Raw genomic sequence first — 19462 nt, 5'->3', positions numbered from 1 at the left:
ATGGAAGGGGCGCTACTTTTTTTGTGTGTATGCTAGTTTCTACATCCTTCCGGCAATATTCGAACCTATTGCCAACAAAATGATAGCAGCCATCATAAATTGAAAGAAAAACAGAACAGAAATTGTTTCGTGGCCAAAGTAATCAAGGGTGATTCCATTGATTGTAAAGATACCGATTGCGACCGTTAAGAAAATGGTTGTGAATTTGCTTACCCTCGCATCTACTCGTTCATCACGCCTAGGATGCTTCGGTTTTTCCTGTTTAGTCTTGTAGTTTGATATTCCTATTCCAATAAGTGAACCAATTATTCCAGCCAATATAGGAAAGAAGTAGTCTAAGCTTCCAGTAAAGTAAGCGATACTTAACAGAAGGACAAATCCAACTACGGTAAAGGGAACAGCCTTACTCTTTTTCTTCTCCTTTTGCTTACTCTCATCAAAATGAAATAATTCTTCAACTGATGTATTGAGATATGTACTGATCTTTAAAGCTAGCTCCAAACTAGGGTGATACTTATTTTCTTCGAGTGCAATGATGGTTCTCTTCGTCACTTGTATTTCTTCTGCCAAATCTAGTTGTGAAACGTTGTGCTGTCTTCTTACTTCTTTAATTCGATTTTCAACGAGCAATGGTGAGAGCACCTCCAGAAATATAGGTTGATAGATTAATCATAAGGTTATTAGCCAGAAAATGTAAGGTGTGATTTATTAGGGAACTAGATCGGTTTTGCGCGGCGAGTGTGCTGCCTCTTTCTGAAGAGGTGTATGATAGGATGGATGTAACGTTATACAGTAATCCATCGGGTTGTGAAAGGAAGCGGTAATGATAAATCGTTTTAAGGAAGACGTCATCCTAGCTCCATACCACCCCACGTACGGCGAACAAACGGTTTCAATGTGGAGGCAAAGTAAGGAACGAGCGTTAGGTCAGAAAGAAATGCATACGTTTGAGAACCATCTCCATTTCCTTAATCATGTTCTTAATAAGCAGTATGTGATCGAAATTGCGCTGCTGAATGATAAGGTTGTTGGAATGATTGCGTACAATCAAAATGAAATCAATCAGCTGTATATTCATGAAGATTACCAAGGGCTCGGGATTGGAAGTGCACTTCTACATAAAGCGAAAGCACAGTCTGAAAGACTTACACTCTATACATTTGAAGTGAATACGAACGCACAGCGTTTTTATGAAAAGCACGGGTTTAGGATCATCGGTCGAGGACATGAGAACGAGGAGAATCTTCCTGATCTTTTGTATGAGTGGGTGGATGAAGAACGAGCTTGATAGATAAGAAGAGCCTGGAGCGGCAGTCGCCACGTCCAAGCTCTTATTTTAATTCGCGATTGTTTCTTGTTTCACATCTACCTGCGCAATTCGCTGCTTCTTCGACTTCCTAAAATAAAGCAACTCATAAAAAACAGGAACAATTACAAGCGTCAGTACAGTCGCAACGGCAAGGCCACCGATGACTACTACAGCGAGTGACTGAGAAACGAGATTTCCGTCTCCTGCGTGACCGAAGAGGAGCGGGATCATCGCACAGATCGTTGCGATCGCGGTCATGATAACCGGGCGAAGGCGCGTTCCACATGCTTCGATGATGGCGTCGCGGATGATCATCGTTTCTTCGTTTTGCTTCACGCGGTCGATCAAGACGATCGCATTCGTGACGACGATTCCGATCAGCATCAGCGCTCCGATCAAGGCGGTTGCGTCCGCTGGAACTCCTGAGATGAGAAGTCCGAGAACGGCACCGATCGATGCGAGCGGAAGGGTAACAAGGATTGCGAGCGGTGCACGAAGCGTTTTAAACGTCAGCACCATCACAAGGTATACGATCAGTATGGACGCAAGCATAGTGAGTCCAAGATCCTGGAAGTCGCTCGCCTGCTGCTGGGAAGCGCCTCCGGTATCGATGCTCATGCCTTCTGGTAAGTCGAGATCATTGATGATTTGCTGAATATCTTTTGAGACGACAGAAAGCTCTTCAGGCGTCACTTCTGCAGTAACCCTCGCATACAGGTCACCATCTTTATGAAGAACCGTACTTGGCTTTTCTTCTTGCGTGATCGATGCGACGTCAGAAAGTGGTACGACTCCAGCGTTCGTTGTGATCGATAGCTCTTCTAGATCGCCTAGTGTATCCGGAGTAACGCCAGCATTTAGAAAGACTGGTGTCGTTTGCTCATCGAGAGTGACCGTACCGAGCGGCTGCGGGTTCAGGAGGCTTCTGATCTGCATCGCTGCTTGCTGAGTGTTCGCTTTTTCAGTATCGATCTCGACTGTGTAGACAGGAGTCGTTTTATCCTGGTTGCTCGATACTTTCTGGACACCGTCAACGCCTTCGATCTTTTCCATGAGTGTTTCAGATGTGTTCAATATGTCTTTCGTGTCGTTTCCAACGACATCATACGTGATGGAGGAGTTGGAAGATCCGCCGAACATGGACGTCGGGTACGCTTCGATCTCCACGTTCTTTTCATCTTTTTTCGCTTCATTCACGTCTTCAATGAAGGCTTCCGCATCAGCACCTTCTTCCATGATGAAGGTGTACATGACCGTATCAGGGTCGCTTACTTCGCCGTACTGAGCGGCTTCTGTACTCGAGCCATACTGGGTGATGAAATGCTCATAGCCTTCGATGCCCGTGAGTTCTTCTTCAAACGACAACATGCGTTCTTTGATTTCATCCTCCGGTGTGTCGCTCGGGAAGACCATGTCGACAACTACGATAGAAGCGTCGCTCGCACCAGTCGCCGCTTTTGGCATGCTTACGTAAAGGCCAATCGAACCGAACAGGACGACGACTGCGACAAGAATCGGTACGAACTTATGGTTCAGTGACCATTTCAATACGCGCAAGTAGCCTTCTGGTCTCCTGTGTGGTGGAAGGGTCGTGTTCTTCAGCATCGCGCGGCTTAAGACCGGTACGACGGTTAGCGCAACAAGAAGTGATGCGAGCAGCGAGTACGAAACCGTTAGCGCGAACGGAAGGAGGAAGGCTTTTAGCGATCCGTTCACAAGTCCCATCGGAAGGAACACGGCAACGGTGATCAGTGTTGAAGACGTGATCGCTCGTGATACTTCTTTTGTTGCGTCGATGACGGTTGCTTTTGATAATCGTTCGTTCTGACTTTTTCTAAAAATGTTTTCGACGACAACGATGCTGTCATCCACGAGTCGCCCGACGGCTACCGCAATCCCACCAAGCGTTAGGATGTTGAGCGTGACGCCCGACAGCCAGAGAAGGAGTAGCGTGATGCCGAGTGAGAGCGGGATCGAGATCGCTGTCACAATCGTTGGCTTTAGTTTTCGTAAAAAGAGCAGGATTACGAGCGTTGCGAACAGGGCGCCTAGTCCAACTTCACGCACCATGCTGTTGACGGAGCTCTTTACCATATCCCCCGTTGTAAAAAGTGTCTGTGCTTCTACGTTCCCATACGTGCTGTTGATCTCTTCAACGGTATCGACGACCTGATTCCCAGCCGTCACCGCACTCGCGTCGGTTTCTTTAAAAAGAATAACGGCGAGAGCTTCTTTTCCGTTCACTCTTGTGACCATGCTGTCTGATTTTACTTTTTCAACAGACGCAACGTCCGAAAGCTTAACGGCAGGCGCATCAGGGATCTGAAGCGGCAGTGCAAGGTTCTCGATTCCTTCTAATGAATCAAGGTCATCCGTTACGTTGATCGTGCTTTTCTGACCATCGATGTTACTCGTTCCAGCCGATGCTGAGATGCTTTGTCCTTGGAGGACACCCATCACCGCATTCACCGGGATCCCGAGTTCGGTCATCTTATCATTATCAAGGTTGATCTGAACGCGAGACGTGTTTTCGCCCATCACGCTCGCTTGAGAAATCACATCGGTATTCTCGAACATCGGTCGGATCTCGTCTTTTACAAGCTCCGTGTTTTCTTTCGTCAATCCGTCTTCAAACGTGACCGACACTTGACCGACTGGAATCATCGAGGTGTTCAACTGAGAGACTTGAGGTGCTGAAACACCTTCAGGAAGCGAGATTGATGCGATCGCATCGCTCACATTGTTCTTTGCGTCTTTCATCACCGTACTCGAGTCAAAGTTGATGACAATCTGTGAGTACCCTTCACCCGTGGTGGATAGGACACTCGTTTTTCCTTCGATCGATGCGACGGCTTGCTCGATCGGTTCCGTGACAGATGACGTCATGGACCCAGCATCGTATCCTTGCCCAAACGTGACGACGGTTACTTGCGGGTTGTCTGCTTCAGGCAAAAACTCCATCGGCAGCATGAAGTAGCTCACGGTTCCGACAAGCATCGTAATGACGATGAACAACCCCATCGCAGCTTTGTTTCGAAACGCCCAATTCGTGATCGCTTGCATCGTATTTTCCCCCCTGTTTTCAATTTTCTCCCCCAAGATGTCTTCACTTAAAATGGACTTCAAACGTTTTCCATTTCCCTAAGCCCAAAGACTTAGAACGCTGTTATGTACACGTACGATTGTACGATAGAAAGGTTTCAACTATTCCACTAAAACCGATTCGTTTACAAACTCTTCACGCTTTCTAGTACTTCTGCTTCATTGTTAATGTTTTCCTTGGTAGGTAAAATAAAGATAGGAATGAATGTTCATTCCGCATGATTTCGAAATGAAAGGGGGATGACTGTGACGACCCTAAACAAACGAGATACGATCGTCAGCAGCGCGCTCGAACTCTTCGCTGAACGTGGCTTTGATGCGACGACGGTTCCTATGATTGCGACTTCTGCCAATGTTGGAGCCGGAACGATCTACAGATATTTTGAAAACAAAGAGGTGCTCGTGAACACCCTTTTTCAAGAATACGTTGTAACGTTTATGAAGACGATCGAAGAGGGCTTTCCATACCATGAGTCCATTCGTGACCAGTTTCATCATCTTTTTAAAAATATGATTCTATTTACGAATCAACATGAGCATGCGCTTTATTTTATTCGAAAACATAGTGCCGGCCATTTTCTTGATGAACAGAGCCGGGAAGACTTCACACAGCTTTTGGAGTTATTCAGTACGTTTTTTGATGAAGGAAAAGAGAAGAACGAGATTCGGAACTTGCCTTCAAAAGCGCTGATCGCCATTTTGTATGGCGCATTCCTTGAGCTTCAAAACCTTATTCGAGCAGGCGAGCTTGAAACATCTCCTGAACTTTTATCTGGAGTAGAAGAAAGCCTTTGGGATTCCGTTCGCCGTCATAATTGAAGAGCAGCTGCTCTTCATAATATGGAATGAATGAACGTTCATTCCGCACAACTTATAGATGAGGTGATCCATTCATGTTAGCTAAGAAATCGATTCCACAACCGAAGACATACGGCCCGTTAGGAAGCCTTCCTCTTATTGATAAAGAAAAACCGATTCAATCGTTTATGAAACTCGCAAAAGAGTTTGGACCAATCTATCAATTTCAGTTTCCATCTCGTACGAGTACGTTCGTTTCGAGCGCAGCGCTTGTAGAAGAAATCAGCGATCAAACGCGTTTTGATAAAAAAGTAGGCCCAGTTCTTCAAAAAGTTCGTGCCTTCGGTGGCGACGGCTTGTTTACAAGTGAAACCGAAGAGCCGAACTGGCAGAAGGCGCATAATATCCTTCTGCCTAGCTTCAGCCAGCAGGCGATGAAAAACTATCATACGAAGATGGTCGACCTCGCGACACAGCTCGTTCAAAAGTGGGCACGGTTAAACCCTGATGAGGAAGTTGACGTGGCAGAAGACATGACGCGCTTAACGCTCGATACGATCGGGCTTTGCGGCTTTAATTTCCGTTTCAACAGCTTCTACCGTGAAAACAACCATGAATTCATCGACGCGATGGTCCGTGCGATGGATGAAGCGATGTCGCAATCACAGCGCCTCGGTGTTCAAGATAAACTCATGGTGAAGTCGAAGAAGCAGTTTCGAGATGACATTCAGTATATGTTTTCACTTGTTGATGATCTCATCGCAGATCGTAAGAAGAACGGCGATGGAAACGAAGGCGATCTTCTTTCACTCATGCTAAAAGGAGTAGACCCTGAAACGGGTGAAGCGCTTGATGACGAAAACATCCGCTTCCAAATCATCACGTTCCTGATCGCTGGGCATGAAACGACGAGTGGGCTGCTATCGTTTGCGCTTTATTATTTAATGAACAACCCTAATAAGCTCAGGAAAGCGCAGGAAGAAGTGGACCGTGTTGCAGGGGACAGCATTCCTGATTACAAACAGGTGAAGCAGCTAAAGTATGTGCGCATGATTCTGAACGAGACGCTTCGCTTATGGCCGACAGCACCAGCATTTTCGCTTTATGCGAAAGAAGATACAACTCTTGGTGGAGAGTATGATGTCGAGAAGGGAGACGTCTTTACGCTGCTTCTTCCTGAACTTCACCGCGACCGATCGATCTGGGGAGAGGACGTAGAATCCTTCGTTCCAGAGCGGTTTGAAGATCCATCCGCCATCCCGCAGCATGCGTACAAGCCGTTTGGAAACGGCCAGCGTGCCTGCATTGGTCAGCAGTTTTCCTTACATGAAGCAACGCTTGTACTCGGAATGGTCGTTCAGCATTTCGACCTGATCGATCACAAGAACTATGAGCTAGAGGTAAAAGAAACGCTCACGTTAAAACCGGACGGCTTTAAGATGAAGGTGAATCCGAGAAAAGAATCACTTTCCTTTGCGGTGCAAGCGACAGAGCCTGAAAAAGAAAAGAACGAGGCGTCAACGCTGCCTGAAAACGCACACGGCACGCCACTTCTCGTTTTGTATGGTTCGAACTTAGGAAGTGCTGAAGGAATCGCACGCGACCTAGCTGAAAGCGGCAGGAAGCTTGGCTTTCATTCTGAAGTGGCACCATTGAATGACTATGTGAACGAGCTTCCAACAGAAGGCGCGGTTCTCATCGTGTCGGCATCGTACAATGGAAATCCACCTGATAATGCAGATGAGTTCGTTACATGGCTCGATGAAGCTGAACAAGGTGCGTTCGCTGGCGTTCAATATGCGGTGTTCGGATGCGGGGATCGGAACTGGGCGAACACGTATCAGCGTATTCCTTCACTCATCGATGAAGAGCTCTCACAAAAAGGAGCGAAGCGTATCACAGAAGCAGGATTCGGTGATGCGAGCGATGACTTTGAAGGCGACTTTGAGAAATGGGAATCCACATTGTGGGAACCCCTCGCAGATGCGATGAACATTGAACTTCACGAAAACAACGAAGAGAACAGCGCGATCTCGATGAGCTTCGTGAGTGGTGTGAGTGATACGCCGGTAGCAAGGACGCATCATGCGTTCACGGCGATCATCAATCGAAACGTGGAGCTCCAGCATACCGATAGTGGTCGCAGCACGCGTCATATCGAACTCATGCTTCCTGATGGGGTATCTTACGAGGAGGGCGATCATGTCGGCATCCTTCCTCAAAACCGAGACGAGATGGTGAACCGCGTTCTTGATCGTTTCTCTTTAAACGGTGAAGACCACGTGCTGTTGACTGGAGATCTCGGAAAAGCAGCGCACCTTCCAACCGATAAACCGGTGAAGTTGCAGGAATTGCTATCGTCTTACGTCGAGCTTCAAGAACCTGCGACACGCTCGCAAATTCGTGCGCTCGCAAAACACACGGTGTGTCCGCCACACGTTGTGGAACTCGAGCAATTGCTTGAAGATGAAACCTATAAAAAAGAAGTGCTCGAAAAGCGTGTAACGATGCTTGAACTCGTGGAGCACTACATGGCGTGTGAAATGCCATTCGAGCGGTTCATCGCACTGCTGCCACCGCTAAAAGCACGCTACTATTCGATTTCAAGTTCACCGAAGCATCGCGAACGAGAAGCGAGCATCACGGTGAGTGTCGTACGTGACAACGCTTGGAACGGAAAGGGTGAGTACAAAGGAGTGGCGTCTAACTACCTTGCAACGCGAGAGTTTGGCGATAAAGTCGCGTGTTTTATCAACACACCGCAGTCGAACTTCCAGCTCCCAGAGAATTCAGAAACTCCGATCGTCCTTATTGGACCAGGAACAGGTGTCGCTCCGTTCAGAGGCTTCGTGCAAGCACGACGAGAAATGAAGAGAGAGGGTGCCACGCTAGGTGAAGCTCATCTTTACTTCGGCTGCCGCAATCCTGAACACGACTTTTTGTATGAAGACGAATTGAAGCAGGCGGAAAATGAAGGACTTATCACGCTTCATACGGCATTTTCGCGTTGTCCTGATCAGCCAAAAACGTATGTGCAGCATCGTTTGCCTGAAAATGCTCCTGAAATTTTACCACTATTAAAAGAAGGCGGACGCTTGTACATCTGTGGTGATGGAAGCAAGATGGCGCCAGAAGTAGAACAAGCGCTTATCATGAGCTTTGCTTCCCTCTACGGGACTACAGAAGAAGAAGCAATTGAGTGGTTAGAAGAACTAGAGCGTGAAGGTCGATATGCGAAGGACGTATGGGCTGGTGCGTGATGGAAGACAGCGTGAACGCGCCGTCTTTTTCTATAAAAGAAGATTGATTTGAGATTTCCAGTAATTTCTGGAATAATGGCGATCGTGTAAAAAAAGACAAATGATTGGAAGTGGAAGATATGGGGACTTTGTTTATCATTTTAGTGATTGTTGGGATTTTTGCGATATACGGTGCGTTACTAAAGATCAATACCACCATCAAGGAACAGACAGAAGAGATTAAAAGGGTTGGATTAGAAGCTAAGCAGAATAAAGAACACCAATGAAGAGAAGAACTGTCCTGAAGATGATTTTCCAAGTTACGCTCTTAGGAAAGCTCTCGGATAAAATCGCAAGTTCGGAGTGAGCGAGAGTATAGAGCGAATTATCCGGTATTGATCGTGAAATAGAAGTGGGGGAGGCAGCCTCCACGTAAATTGGACTGCGTGAACAAATGCGTTCTTGAGCACAAAACCTAAAATCTCGTATAAAATGGAGCATCAAACCCCATTGGAATTGGTGCTCCTATTTCTGGTGTGCTAAATGAGAGACCATCTAAACTACCAGACAATGAAGGAAACTAAATGAGTATGGTGAAATATAGGAAGTAATTCATTAGTTAAAGAGCAGGTTAATCTGAAAACGCAATGTGGTATTACTACAAAAAGAGTTAGACGATTACGTATTACAAATTGGAGGTGTATGATGCAAAAGGCCATCACTGTGAAATATCAATCCGATAAAAACAATAACGTAGATGAGTTAAATCAACTTCTTCAAGAGGGATGGAAGGTTGTTTCTCAGAGTCCAGTTGGATTGGTGCCATTGATTTCTTCACTTGTTATTCTGGAGAAAAATTAGGCAACGCGATTGAAGAAAGAAAACGATTAGCGCTTTTTCAGACGGCGTTTTTTTGTAAGAAAAAGCAAATTCGAAAGCACTTATTCAGACAAAACTGATGAAATTTATCGGAATTGAGTGTATGATGAAATTAGACGTAATAAAAGGAGTGGTACTATGCCATCAGTAGAAAGTTTTGAGCTTGATCATAATGCAGTTGTTGCCCCATATGTGAGACATTGCGGCGTTCATAAAATTGGAACAGACGGACTTGTTAACAAATTTGATATTCGCTTCTGCCAGCCGAATAAACAGGCGATGAAGCCAGACGTAATCCACACACTTGAGCATCTGCTTGCCTTCAATATCCGCACGCATGCAGAAAAGTATGATCACTTTGAGATCATCGACATTTCGCCAATGGGCTGCCAGACAGGCTACTATCTGGTAGTAAGCGGTGAGGCGAAAGTTGAAGAAATCATCGATCTTATAGAAGACACACTGAAAGATGCCATCGAAATCACTGACATTCCTGCAGCGAACGAAAAACAGTGTGGCCAGGCTAAACTTCATGACTTAGAAGGTGCTAAGCGCCTTATGCGTTTCTGGCTTAATCAGGATAAAAAAGAATTGGCAAAGGTATTCGGATAAGAAATGAGAGCAGTGTCCTGCGATGCGGGGCGCTGTTTTTTTGTCTGCCATCCGTTTAGCTAGACAAGGTATTAAGGCACAGACTATCTGAAGCCGTTTTAAAGGTACTCGGGTGAATGAGAGCGTTAATTAAACACGTCCATATAAAAAAACGGTTAGTGGCTACTGCCGCTAACCGTTTTTGTTTGGTGGTTTTCTAGTTTTTTGAATTGCTGATTAGATAGCCATTCACATGAACAATTGTGGTTGTGTACATCAAGCAGTACTCGAACGGTCCTTTTTCTTCATTAGTTCGCTTCAACCGTTTGATTCGATTTTACTTCTTCTTTCTTTTCTTTAGACATCAACCAACCACCTACACCGATGGAGAGAAGAACTGTCCAGAAGATGATTTTCCACGTTGCGCTCTTAGGAAAGCTTTCGGATAAAATCGCAAGTTCAGGGTGAGCGAGTGTGTAGACTGCTAATTTCACACCAACCCAGGCAACGACAAGGTATGCAGCCGTTTCAAGTCCAGGTCTTTTATCAAGGATACCAACAAAATAACCAGCAGCGAATCTCATGATCACAAGGCCGATGATTCCACCAGTAAGGATGATCGCGAAGTGACCTCCATCTAATCCACCGATTTCAGGAAGAGTTGTTGGAGATAGTGTTACAGCAAGAGCTACAGCTGCAAGGATTGCGTCGATGGCAAAAGCGATGTCAGCAAGCTCAACTTTAATAACCGTTACCCAGAAGCCAGAACCCTTTGATTTCTTTACAGCTTTTTCAAGCTTAGGTTTTAATACGTGCTTCTTAAGAAGGTGATACGCAGCGATACCAAATAGGTAAAGTGCTCCGATCGCCTGCACTTGCCAGATGTGAACAAGGTAGGAAATGATGAAGAGTGAACCGAATCGAAAAACAAAAGCACCAGCGAGTCCGTAGAATAAAGCTTTTTTACGCTTGTTTTCAGGAAGGTGCTTTACCATTGTAGCAATCACAAGCGCGTTATCCGCTGCTAGGATCCCTTCCAAACCAATCAGGATAAGCAATACCCATCCGTACTCCATTACTAGCGCTAAATCCATTTAACATTCTCCCTTAATCGAATTTTGACCAAATAAAAAACCTTCACCAACAAATGTGGTAAAGGTTTGGATGTACGTATCTATCCCTTTACCAAAATTGGCAAAGGTCTCGCAAACAACATTTCTGTTGCCAGTTAAGCCGGTGATGTATCATCACGTAATGTCGACATAACTGTAAGCTACTCCCCTTTGGAGTGGTATAAGCTCTTAGTGAGCACAGTTTTTACTCGGTAACTGTAAGATAATCATATGCGGTTTTGATGGAATAGTCAATCTATTTTTTTCGGCATTTTATGAGCTCATTCGGGTGGTGACAGGCACCGTGATCAGGTACCAATCAGTTACCCTTCAAAACCACTTGATACGGCCGCATCATCTCATAATCTTCATGCTCTAATATATGACAGTGCCAGACGAACAAACCGGCATAGGGTGTGAACTTCATAATGATTCGCGTAATTTCTTTTGGGTTCGCTCTTACTGTATCTTTCCATCCTCGCTCGTTTAAATCAGGCTTAACCCTAGGCCCAGTCGTTTCGATTCTTCCTTCTTTCTCATACACATCCCCATCAAACGGCTGCCGATCGAGAATTTGAAACTTCACGAGATGAAGGTGGATCGGGTGCGTCGCTTTCGATACATTCACGAGACTCCAGATCTCCGTATCACCTAACCCTGGCTTTTCCGTAATCGGATCTATCCAAAGGTCATCGTTTAAAAGGTGGATTTCACGTCCATATTGATCTGGCCTCATGCCTAATGTAAGGCTTCTTTCATTGTTTGCCTGCTTCTCGCTCATCACTTGATAGTTTGATAAAACGTAAGGAACACTGCCCTGGTCCTTTGAAGCGAGCTCTTTCTTAACACGAAACTGCATCACAACACCAGTTGTTTTCGGGTTTGGCTTTTTTCCTTGAGGAAAAGGAGAAGCCGCATCATTCTTCATCACGATTTCTTCACCAGCAGACGAACTAAAATCAATCACCACATCCGCACGTTCAGCTGGAGCAAGCAGTAAGTAGGGAACTGTCACAGGGTGTTCCAACAACCCTTGATCCGTCCCAACCTGAACAAAAGGAAGATCGTTCGAAAGCGATAACCCATAAAACCTTGCATTCGCCCCGTTCAATATTCGAAAGCGATACTTCCGAGGTTCCACTTCAAGATAAGGCCAAACCTTCCCATTAACAAGATTCGTTTTACCAAAAAAGTCAGGAATAACAGACGGATCAACGCCTTCCACTGGAGGAGTAGGTTCTGAAGGGTAATACAAAGACCCATCATCGTGAAAAGACCGATCTTGTATAACGAGCGGGATATCATACTTTCCGCGTGGAAACGAGAGAGAGAGTTCTACCTCATCATGTACAATATACATCCCAGCAAGCCCAGCATAGATGTTCAATCGTGTGATGCCCATCGCATGGTCATGGTACCAGAGGTTCGTCGCAGCCTGACCGTTCGGATACTCATATACCACATTTGTGAAATAGGGACCAACCTGTTGAAATCCCGGCGTAAACCATGCTTCAGGATACCCGTCGCTCGTATCAGGCGTCACCCCGCCATGTAAGTGGACAACCGTACGAACTTCAGGAGCACCATGATCCGCCCCGTGAACCGTCGTATCGATTGGAAGAAAGTGCTTCTTGGGGAGATCGCTTTTCCAAAGAACACGTACAGGATGATCACGAAATACATGAAAAGTAGGACCTGGAAACAGACCGTTATACCCCCAGACCCGCGTCGGAGGCAAATCACGATGAAGCTTCAGTAAGCTTTCTTTCATCGTCACTTCATAAAAGGGAATCTGATTTTTAAACGATAGAGGTTGAATCACTGGCATGATGGGGAGGCGATCCACAAACTGTTCGAGCATATGTGCCACTCCTTCCAAAACACTGCTTTCTAAAAGCATATGTGTTGGAAGTGATATTTTGCGTCTTGAAGTAGAGAATGGGGAGGGAGAAAGAGAGAAGGATTAGGCTGCGCTAATCCCAACCCATATAAAGTAAAGCGTGATGACGACGTTGAAGATTGTAAAAAGAAGCGCAATACTCGCCAGTCCTTTTTTCTCATCACTCGATCGAAAAACGATAAAAGCGAACAGAATAGAAAGCGCACAACCAACAAAGATAAAGATGAGGACATTGAGGGCAAGGGCTTCACCTGAGTTGTTTGCGATTGGATCGATCAGGAACATCGCGAGTGTTGTTAACAGGCTTATGATTAAGAAGAGATATGATTTCCAGGTCGTCATCTTTGATCGGTACATGTTGTACATGGGTAGGCTCCTTTCCAAATTGACCGGTGATAGTAACATCGTAAGGAATATGTTTTAAATGATAGTTTATGTATGTAACGTAAAATGAATACGCTTTAATCTTGTTATTTATTCGATGGTAACATAATTTTATGGATCAAGACGAACTGTAAACCTAATGGGACATGGAACCTGTCCCTCTGTCCCTACCATTGTACCTAATATTTAAAAAATTCTAACAAAAAGGTTTACTCCTATATTTGAATCCTTTATAATTCCAATTAATGAATCGCTCTTGATGAAAGGCGTTAATTTTTTGCAATATATTGAATCCGCATTCAAAACGTTCAAGAGCGTAAAATATGATATGACCCTCCATAATCGAAAAGAACCTAATCATTATTGAATGCGCATTCAAAATAGTTTTATAGGAGAGTGAGTGCATGAGTGTTACTGACGTACAAAACAAACAGCTGATTCACGAGTTTTCAAAGCACCTTTACAAAGCAACTCCAGAAACCATCCCAGACATCCTCAGAACCTACTACCACGAAGACGCCGTTATGCATACGAACCATCCGTTCAACAAACTCACAGGTATAGAAGAAATCAGTGAGGTCTTTTACAAGCCATTAGTCACAGCGTTTCCAGATTTACAAAAGCAGCCGTACATCGTCATGGCCGGGGAATACGAAGGAAACGCATGGGTGAGCACGACTGGAAACATGGTCGGCACGTTTACGAAAGAGTGGGTGGACATTCCGCCACACTTAGGCGCGACGTGGGTCCGATTTGGTGAATTTCACAAAATCAAAGATGGCAAGATTGTGGAAACGCGCATGCTGGTCGATATGCTCGATGTGATGAGGCAGGCTGGGTTCCGGTTTATTCCAACACTAGCACCTGAAATCACAGTGCCAGGTCCATCGACGTACGATGGGGTTTTACTAGGAAAGTCCGATGAAGAGGAGAGTCAGAAGTCGCTTCAGCTCGTAGAGGATATGATCTTCAAAGGTCTTAAGAAAGCTTCCTCAGGTCTTGAGAAACAAGGATTAGAAGCGTTCTGGGCAGATGATTTCATGTGGTATGGACCTGCGGGAATTGGCTCAACAAAAGGGATAAGCGGCTTTAAAGAGTTTCATCAAGGTCCTTTTGTAAAAGCACTACCCGACCGCGTTGGAGGGCATAATCACGCAGCACGATTCGCTGATGAGACGTATGTCGCATCAACAGGCTGGCCGAGTGTTGAAGCAACACATACAGGGGCAGGTTGGCTTGGGATCCCTGCACCGAATAAGAAAGTCTCTATGCGTGTGATGGACTGGTGGCGGAGAGATGGTGATCTCCTTGTTGAAAACTGGGTGCTCATCGACATCGTGGACTATTTACTGCAGCTCGATATCGACATCTTTGATCGCTTAACGAAAAGACAGTATCTCATCCGGTAGTCACTACAATCAACCTAAGGAAGCGGTGGTACATACATGAATCCCATAGATATAGCGATCGTCGTTATTTACATGCTCGGTCTGATCTACATGGGTTTTCGATTAAGTCGAAACATTGACACACAGGCAGATTATTTTATTGGTGGAAGATCCGTAGCAACCTTGCCGATCGCACTATCGATCGCAGCAACCACCGTTAGTGCGAACGGTTTTATCGGTGGACCAGGGTGGGCATACGATTCAGGTTTGATCGCATTCATGCTGAACTTTAGTATTCCGCTCGTGCTCGCCGTTGCGCTCTCGGTGTTTCTACCATTCTTTTATAACTTGAATGTCACATCGATTTACGAATACATTGAGCTACGTCTCGGAGGAATCAGTCGGTTACTTGCTGTTATCGGTTTTGTGCTTTCGAACATCATTCAAGTAGGATCGTTTCTATTTATTCCTGCGCTCATCATTCAGAAGTTCACGGGTTGGTCCCTCACGACCGTCGTGCCAATCGTTGTAACGGTATCGATTTTGTACACCCTACTTGGTGGGATTAAAGCCGTTATCTGGACAGATGCAATTCAGATGGTCGTGCTGTGGGGAGGATTAATCGCTACGATTGGGATCATTCTCGCAAACCTTGATATTGGTTTCTTTGAAGCGATGGGGCAGGCGAAAGCGGATGGTAGGTTAGACGCGCTTGATTTTTCCCTTGATCTTCAGCTTGAAAACGGTGTTTGGGTAGCGCTGATCGGTGGTTTCTTCCTCTGGCTGAAGTACTACGCGACAGATCAGACACAAACGCAACGTATGCTAGCTGCTAAATCCGTTACGGAAGTTAAGCGTTCGATCTGCATCAGTGGGTTTGTGATGAACATCATGTTCTTCGTGTTCATGATCGTCGGTGTGCTTCTTTACATCGCATACGACGGAAAAGAATTTGCGAACTCCAATAATGTGATGATCACGTTCATAGCGGGTCAAATTCCAGTCGGGGTATTAGGATTACTGATGGCAGGAATTTTTGCGGCAGCAATGTCGAGTATTGACTCTGTTTTAAACTCGGTTACAACGGTATTTGTAAAAGACATTTACGAGAAGTTCGTCACTAAGGGAGAAGAGGCCTCGCTTCGCGTTTCCATGATTTTCACATTTGTGTTCGGGCTCTTGCTGATCGTCTTTACGCTTCTCGCATTCGGTGGAACGTCAGCTTCCATTTTAAAAGTTGTAGGAAGCTATCTTTCTTACTTCTCAGGTTCAATCTTAGCGATGTTCTTACTTGCGATGCTAACGAAAAGGGCGACTGACAAAGGTGTTGCAATTGGGTTTGTGCTAGGTATTGCCCTCACGGCGTACATCGGAAAAATGGGTGTCGTCAACTGGCTGTGGAACTATCCGATCGGGTGTGCGTTAACACTTGTGATCGGCTATGGTGCAAGCCTGCTCTTTAGGAAACAAAAAGTAAACTTTGAGGAATTTACGCTTTTCGGGCAACGTGCAAAGCTCCTAGCTGAAGGTGCAGATAAAGATGAGAACGGCGTATCGATTTTACCTGGAACGATGGATCGCTATTCGTATGCATTGATTGGATTTTTCGTTGTTCAAACAATCATCTTGTTCGTCATCCAGCTGTGATTCTTGCATTTGTATTTGTTTGAAAATTTAGATAACATCATAAGAAGAGACATACTAACGCAAGAGATAGGAAACGGCCTATTCCTTGTAGACGAAAGGGTTATGAAGCCATGGAAGGTAGAATTAGTGCGTACGATGTAGCAAAAAAAGCAGGCGTCTCGCAGTCCACCGTCTCGCGAGTTTTAAATAATTATCCCTATATCAAAAGCGCTACAAAAGAAAAAGTCCTGACTGCCATTAACGAGCTAGGATTTACGAGAGACGAAATCGCTCGAAGTCTTGCGAGTAAAAAGACCCGAACGATCGGACTCATCGTAGGTGATATAACAAATCCGTTTTTCTCGGAATCTGCGAAAGTCATCACAACAAAGGCACAAGAAATGGAGTACGATGTGATTCTTTGTAACACAAATCACAATGAAGAAAACTTGAATAAATACATTCAAACGCTCGTTGGAAAAAGGGTCGATGGCATCATCATCGCTTCAGCCGACAAAGATAACGTGAAGATCAAAGAGCTTTATGACAATGGGTTTCCGATCGTCCTCTACAACAGTATGATGGAGCACGATCACGTCAACTACATCGCGGTGAACAACTACCGCGGGGCACAGCTCGCGGTTGAACATCTCTATCACCTTAACCATAGAGAGATCAGCTATATCGCTGGCCCGTCAAAATACCTGACAACCCATTTACGAAATGAAGGATTTAAAGATGCGCTAAAACAATACGGTTTACCGCTTCGTGAAGAGTATATGTACACCCAGGAGTTCTCGTACGATGAAGTGTATCAGTTTACGAAAAAGCTGCTGAATAAAAAGAAGCGGCCAACATCGTTTTTCTCTGCTTCTGATCAGATGGCACTCGCGATTCTGGATGCAGCTGCAAGCGAGAACATTCAAGTTCCTGAAGAGCTATCCGTCATCGGGTTCGATGATATCGACCTTGCGAAGAATCGCTACATCGGGTTATCCACCATCACCCAGCCAAAGGAAAAGATGGCGAAGCTCACATTAGACAAGCTAATGGGTCTCATCGAAGAACGTACTGATGTAACATCTCCATTTCAGATTGTATTAGAACCAGAGCTTATTCCAAGAAAAACGACAGGTACATGTCAAACGTAGAGGAGGCGTTATATGCTAGATGATTTAAAAGGTAAGAAGGTACTCGTAACGGGTGGAAGCAAGGGTATTGGGAAAGATATCGCACTAACGTTTGCGAAACTAGGATCCGTCGTCGTCGTAACAGGGAGAAATGAAAACACGCTAAAAGAGTGTGTGAACGAGCTTCGTGAGTACCATTCAAATTGTCACTACGTTGTTGCGGATGTGAAGCAACCTTCTCACGCTCGCGATATGGTCGATCAAGCGGTCGAGATGATGGATGGAATCGATGTACTTATAAACAATGCGGGTGTGAATATCGCAAAACCAGCGCTTGAAGTGACAGAGGAAGACTGGGACGCGGTGATTGATACGAACCTTAAGGGAAGCTTTTTCTGTGCACAGCGAGCAGGTCATCACATGGTACCGAAAAAACAAGGAAAGATCATCACGATCGTGTCGCAAATGGCCTTCGTCGGATACGTAAAACGTGCCGCATATTGTTCAAGTAAAGGTGGGGCCGTACAGATGACGAAAGCTCTTGCGGTTGAATGGGCGCCGCATAATGTGAAGGTCAATGCCGTCGCGCCAACGTTTATCGAAACGGAACTCACCTCAAAGATGTTTGAAGATGAAGCGTTTCATCAAGATGTGATGAATCGCATTCCGCTAGGGAAACTAGCACAGCCGTCCGATGTAACAGGAGCTGTCGTGTATCTCGCATCGGACATGGCGAACTTCGTAACAGGTGAAACGTTGAAGGTGGACGGAGGATGGACTGCCATCTAACGACTGTTTTGAATGCGGATTCAGAAAAGAAGGAAGAAAGGAGTTTGATTGATGAATGATGTGGATCACGTAACAAAAGAAAAGCCTCAAAAAGGTGTTAAAGGTATCGTTCACTATGGTGATTCAAGTGAAGTAACACGCGTTGGCTACTCCGATTACAATGAATTTTCTAAGAATGAAAAACGAAGTCAGAGCATGGAAGGGTTCGACAGCGACTATCGAGATTTTGTTGATTACATCCTTAAAATTACTCACCGCATTTGGGAAGAGAAAGGAATCGGGGTGATTTATGATACGTATCACAACAACGTGTCCATGCATACTGGGTCGGTGACAGTACAGGGGATTAATGCTGTGGTTTCAGGTACCCTTCAAACGCTTCATGCGTTTCCGGACCGGAAGCTCATTGGGGAGAACGTCATCTGGTCAGGGAATGATCGAGAAGGGTTTTTATCATCGCATCGCATTGCGTCAAACGCAACGAACCTCGGTGATTCATCGTTTGGTCTTGCGACAGGAAAACGCGTCTTTTTTAGAACAGTGGTAGATTGTTTTGTTCATTCCAATCGCATCGTAGAGGAATGGCTCGTTCGAGATAACTTGTCGATCGTGAAGCAGCTAGGGTATGACCCGGTTGACGTCGCGAAGAAGCTCGCTTCTCAATCAAAGAAAACGTCCTTACCGAGTGCAAGTGAAGCGATGAATGGGCAGTTTTCACCTAACGTGTATACGTCAGATGAAGAAGGATTTGAAATTGGCGATTTCATACTGAAGTTCTTCAACAGCATCTATGAACGACGCCGTTTTAATGAAGTAACACAGTTTTACAGTGAAACCGCGGTTGTTCATGCAATCTGTGATCAGGACCTAATCGGTCACCAGCAGATCCAAAGTATGCTCATCAGCTTATTCGCTTCGTTTCCAACGTCGAAGGTCATCGTTGAGCGGGTTACGTGTAACGATGGTGAGCTAGAAGGTGAGTGGGACGTTGCGGTAAGGTGGACGCTTCAAGGACTTCATGAAGGCATTGGGTATTTCGGGCAACCGAGTGGTGCCCCGGTCACGATTCAAGGCATCTCTCATCTAAAAGTACGAAATGAAGAAGTAGTAGAAGAATGGATTACGTTCGATGGACTTGATGTTCTTCGTCAAATCTATCTCCACTCAGGGGAAGAGTGCGAAGCATAGATCTTCAACGATACTTTCTGAATGCGG

Annotated in this window: 16 protein-coding genes; 11 read left to right on the top strand and 5 right to left on the bottom strand. The window is 45.3% G+C overall.

Annotation, left to right across the window (positions count from 1 at the left end; genetic code table 11):
- Window positions 1–39 precede the first annotated feature (39 nt).
- Complete coding sequence (locus ACXAEY_RS15780) at window positions 40–630, bottom strand: helix-turn-helix transcriptional regulator (RefSeq protein ID WP_474813226.1); 591 nt, start codon at window positions 628–630, stop codon at window positions 40–42.
- Window positions 631–823: 193 nt separating this feature from the next.
- Here ACXAEY_RS15780 and ACXAEY_RS15775 point away from each other — a divergent pair, with 193 nt between their 5' ends.
- The gene (locus ACXAEY_RS15775; RefSeq protein WP_474813223.1) at window positions 824–1288 is read left to right on the top strand and encodes an N-acetyltransferase family protein; all 465 of its coding nucleotides are present in this window, start codon (window positions 824–826) and stop codon (window positions 1286–1288) included.
- Window positions 1289–1336: 48 nt separating this feature from the next.
- Here ACXAEY_RS15775 and ACXAEY_RS15770 read toward each other — a convergent pair whose 3' ends face one another.
- Window positions 1337–4372: an efflux RND transporter permease subunit gene (locus ACXAEY_RS15770; RefSeq protein ID WP_474813221.1), complete on the bottom strand. Its 3036-nt coding sequence runs from the start codon at window positions 4370–4372 to the stop codon at window positions 1337–1339.
- Window positions 4373–4651: 279 nt separating this feature from the next.
- Here ACXAEY_RS15770 and ACXAEY_RS15765 point away from each other — a divergent pair, with 279 nt between their 5' ends.
- The 5 genes from ACXAEY_RS15765 (at window position 4652) to ACXAEY_RS15745 (ending at window position 9939) form a co-directional block, all read left to right on the top strand.
- Window positions 4652–5230, top strand: coding sequence for a TetR/AcrR family transcriptional regulator (locus ACXAEY_RS15765; RefSeq protein ID WP_474813220.1), 579 nt, complete (start codon window positions 4652–4654; stop codon window positions 5228–5230).
- A 74-nt stretch (window positions 5231–5304) separates the two neighbouring features.
- A complete protein-coding gene (locus ACXAEY_RS15760; protein WP_474813218.1) occupies window positions 5305–8469 on the top strand; it encodes a bifunctional cytochrome P450/NADPH--P450 reductase in 3165 nt (1054 codons plus the stop codon).
- A 119-nt stretch (window positions 8470–8588) separates the two neighbouring features.
- Entirely contained in the window at window positions 8589–8735 is a 147-nt protein-coding gene (locus ACXAEY_RS15755; protein ID WP_474813216.1) for a hypothetical protein, read from the top strand.
- 418 nt (window positions 8736–9153) lie between these two features.
- Window positions 9154–9309: a hypothetical protein gene (locus tag ACXAEY_RS15750; protein ID WP_474813215.1), complete on the top strand. Its 156-nt coding sequence runs from the start codon at window positions 9154–9156 to the stop codon at window positions 9307–9309.
- Window positions 9310–9465: 156 nt separating this feature from the next.
- Window positions 9466–9939, top strand: a complete 474-nt coding sequence (locus ACXAEY_RS15745; RefSeq protein WP_270181105.1) for an S-ribosylhomocysteine lyase — start codon at window positions 9466–9468, stop codon at window positions 9937–9939.
- A 287-nt stretch (window positions 9940–10226) separates the two neighbouring features.
- Here ACXAEY_RS15745 and ACXAEY_RS15740 read toward each other — a convergent pair whose 3' ends face one another.
- From ACXAEY_RS15740 to ACXAEY_RS15730, 3 genes are all read right to left on the bottom strand, one after another.
- Window positions 10227–11012: a TerC family protein gene (locus ACXAEY_RS15740; RefSeq protein ID WP_474813213.1), complete on the bottom strand. Its 786-nt coding sequence runs from the start codon at window positions 11010–11012 to the stop codon at window positions 10227–10229.
- Between the two features lie 337 nt (window positions 11013–11349).
- The gene (locus ACXAEY_RS15735) at window positions 11350–12891 is read right to left on the bottom strand and encodes a multicopper oxidase family protein (RefSeq protein WP_474813211.1); all 1542 of its coding nucleotides are present in this window, start codon (window positions 12889–12891) and stop codon (window positions 11350–11352) included.
- A 102-nt stretch (window positions 12892–12993) separates the two neighbouring features.
- A complete protein-coding gene (locus tag ACXAEY_RS15730) occupies window positions 12994–13296 on the bottom strand; it encodes a hypothetical protein (protein ID WP_270181108.1) in 303 nt (100 codons plus the stop codon).
- Window positions 13297–13718: 422 nt separating this feature from the next.
- On the opposite strand from ACXAEY_RS15730, the gene ACXAEY_RS15725 reads away from it, so the two are divergent.
- The 5 genes from ACXAEY_RS15725 to ACXAEY_RS15705 all read left to right on the top strand — a co-directional run bounded on the left by ACXAEY_RS15725 (window position 13719) and on the right by ACXAEY_RS15705 (window position 19435).
- A complete protein-coding gene (locus tag ACXAEY_RS15725) occupies window positions 13719–14723 on the top strand; it encodes an ester cyclase (protein WP_474813209.1) in 1005 nt (334 codons plus the stop codon).
- A 36-nt stretch (window positions 14724–14759) separates the two neighbouring features.
- Window positions 14760–16349 (top strand): sodium:solute symporter family transporter, encoded by a 1590-nt coding sequence (locus tag ACXAEY_RS15720; RefSeq protein ID WP_474813207.1) that lies wholly within the window; start codon window positions 14760–14762, stop codon window positions 16347–16349.
- Window positions 16350–16459: 110 nt separating this feature from the next.
- On the top strand, window positions 16460–17479 hold the full coding sequence (locus ACXAEY_RS15715) for a LacI family DNA-binding transcriptional regulator (protein WP_474813205.1): 1020 nt from the start codon (window positions 16460–16462) through the stop codon (window positions 17477–17479).
- Window positions 17480–17491: 12 nt separating this feature from the next.
- A complete protein-coding gene (locus ACXAEY_RS15710; protein ID WP_474813203.1) occupies window positions 17492–18247 on the top strand; it encodes an SDR family NAD(P)-dependent oxidoreductase in 756 nt (251 codons plus the stop codon).
- 51 nt (window positions 18248–18298) lie between these two features.
- Window positions 18299–19435, top strand: coding sequence for an ester cyclase (locus ACXAEY_RS15705; RefSeq protein WP_474813202.1), 1137 nt, complete (start codon window positions 18299–18301; stop codon window positions 19433–19435).
- Window positions 19436–19462 lie beyond the last annotated feature (27 nt).

The sequence above is a fragment of the Anaerobacillus sp. ABA4_114 genome, from assembly GCF_056159065.1.
Note: the sequence above shows the minus strand (reverse complement) of the source record. Positions and strands in the feature narration are given on the sequence as shown.

Bases quoted from the DNA above. Each gene is read 5' to 3' on its own strand.
- ACXAEY_RS15775 (WP_474813223.1), top strand. From the start codon at position 824: ATGATAAATCGTTTTAAGGAAGACGTCATCCTAGCTCCATACCACCCC.
- ACXAEY_RS15770 (WP_474813221.1), bottom strand. From the start codon at position 4,372: ATGCAAGCGATCACGAATTGGGCGTTTCGAAACAAAGCTGCGATGGGG.
- ACXAEY_RS15765 (WP_474813220.1), top strand. From the start codon at position 4,652: ATGACTGTGACGACCCTAAACAAACGAGATACGATCGTCAGCAGCGCG.
- ACXAEY_RS15760 (WP_474813218.1), top strand. From the start codon at position 5,305: ATGTTAGCTAAGAAATCGATTCCACAACCGAAGACATACGGCCCGTTA.
- ACXAEY_RS15755 (WP_474813216.1), top strand. From the start codon at position 8,589: ATGGGGACTTTGTTTATCATTTTAGTGATTGTTGGGATTTTTGCGATA.
- ACXAEY_RS15750 (WP_474813215.1), top strand. From the start codon at position 9,154: ATGCAAAAGGCCATCACTGTGAAATATCAATCCGATAAAAACAATAAC.
- ACXAEY_RS15745 (WP_270181105.1), top strand. From the start codon at position 9,466: ATGCCATCAGTAGAAAGTTTTGAGCTTGATCATAATGCAGTTGTTGCC.
- ACXAEY_RS15740 (WP_474813213.1), bottom strand. From the start codon at position 11,012: ATGGATTTAGCGCTAGTAATGGAGTACGGATGGGTATTGCTTATCCTG.
- ACXAEY_RS15735 (WP_474813211.1), bottom strand. From the start codon at position 12,891: ATGCTCGAACAGTTTGTGGATCGCCTCCCCATCATGCCAGTGATTCAA.
- ACXAEY_RS15730 (WP_270181108.1), bottom strand. From the start codon at position 13,296: ATGTACAACATGTACCGATCAAAGATGACGACCTGGAAATCATATCTC.
- ACXAEY_RS15725 (WP_474813209.1), top strand. From the start codon at position 13,719: ATGAGTGTTACTGACGTACAAAACAAACAGCTGATTCACGAGTTTTCA.
- ACXAEY_RS15720 (WP_474813207.1), top strand. From the start codon at position 14,760: ATGAATCCCATAGATATAGCGATCGTCGTTATTTACATGCTCGGTCTG.
- ACXAEY_RS15715 (WP_474813205.1), top strand. From the start codon at position 16,460: ATGGAAGGTAGAATTAGTGCGTACGATGTAGCAAAAAAAGCAGGCGTC.
- ACXAEY_RS15710 (WP_474813203.1), top strand. From the start codon at position 17,492: ATGCTAGATGATTTAAAAGGTAAGAAGGTACTCGTAACGGGTGGAAGC.
- ACXAEY_RS15705 (WP_474813202.1), top strand. From the start codon at position 18,299: ATGAATGATGTGGATCACGTAACAAAAGAAAAGCCTCAAAAAGGTGTT.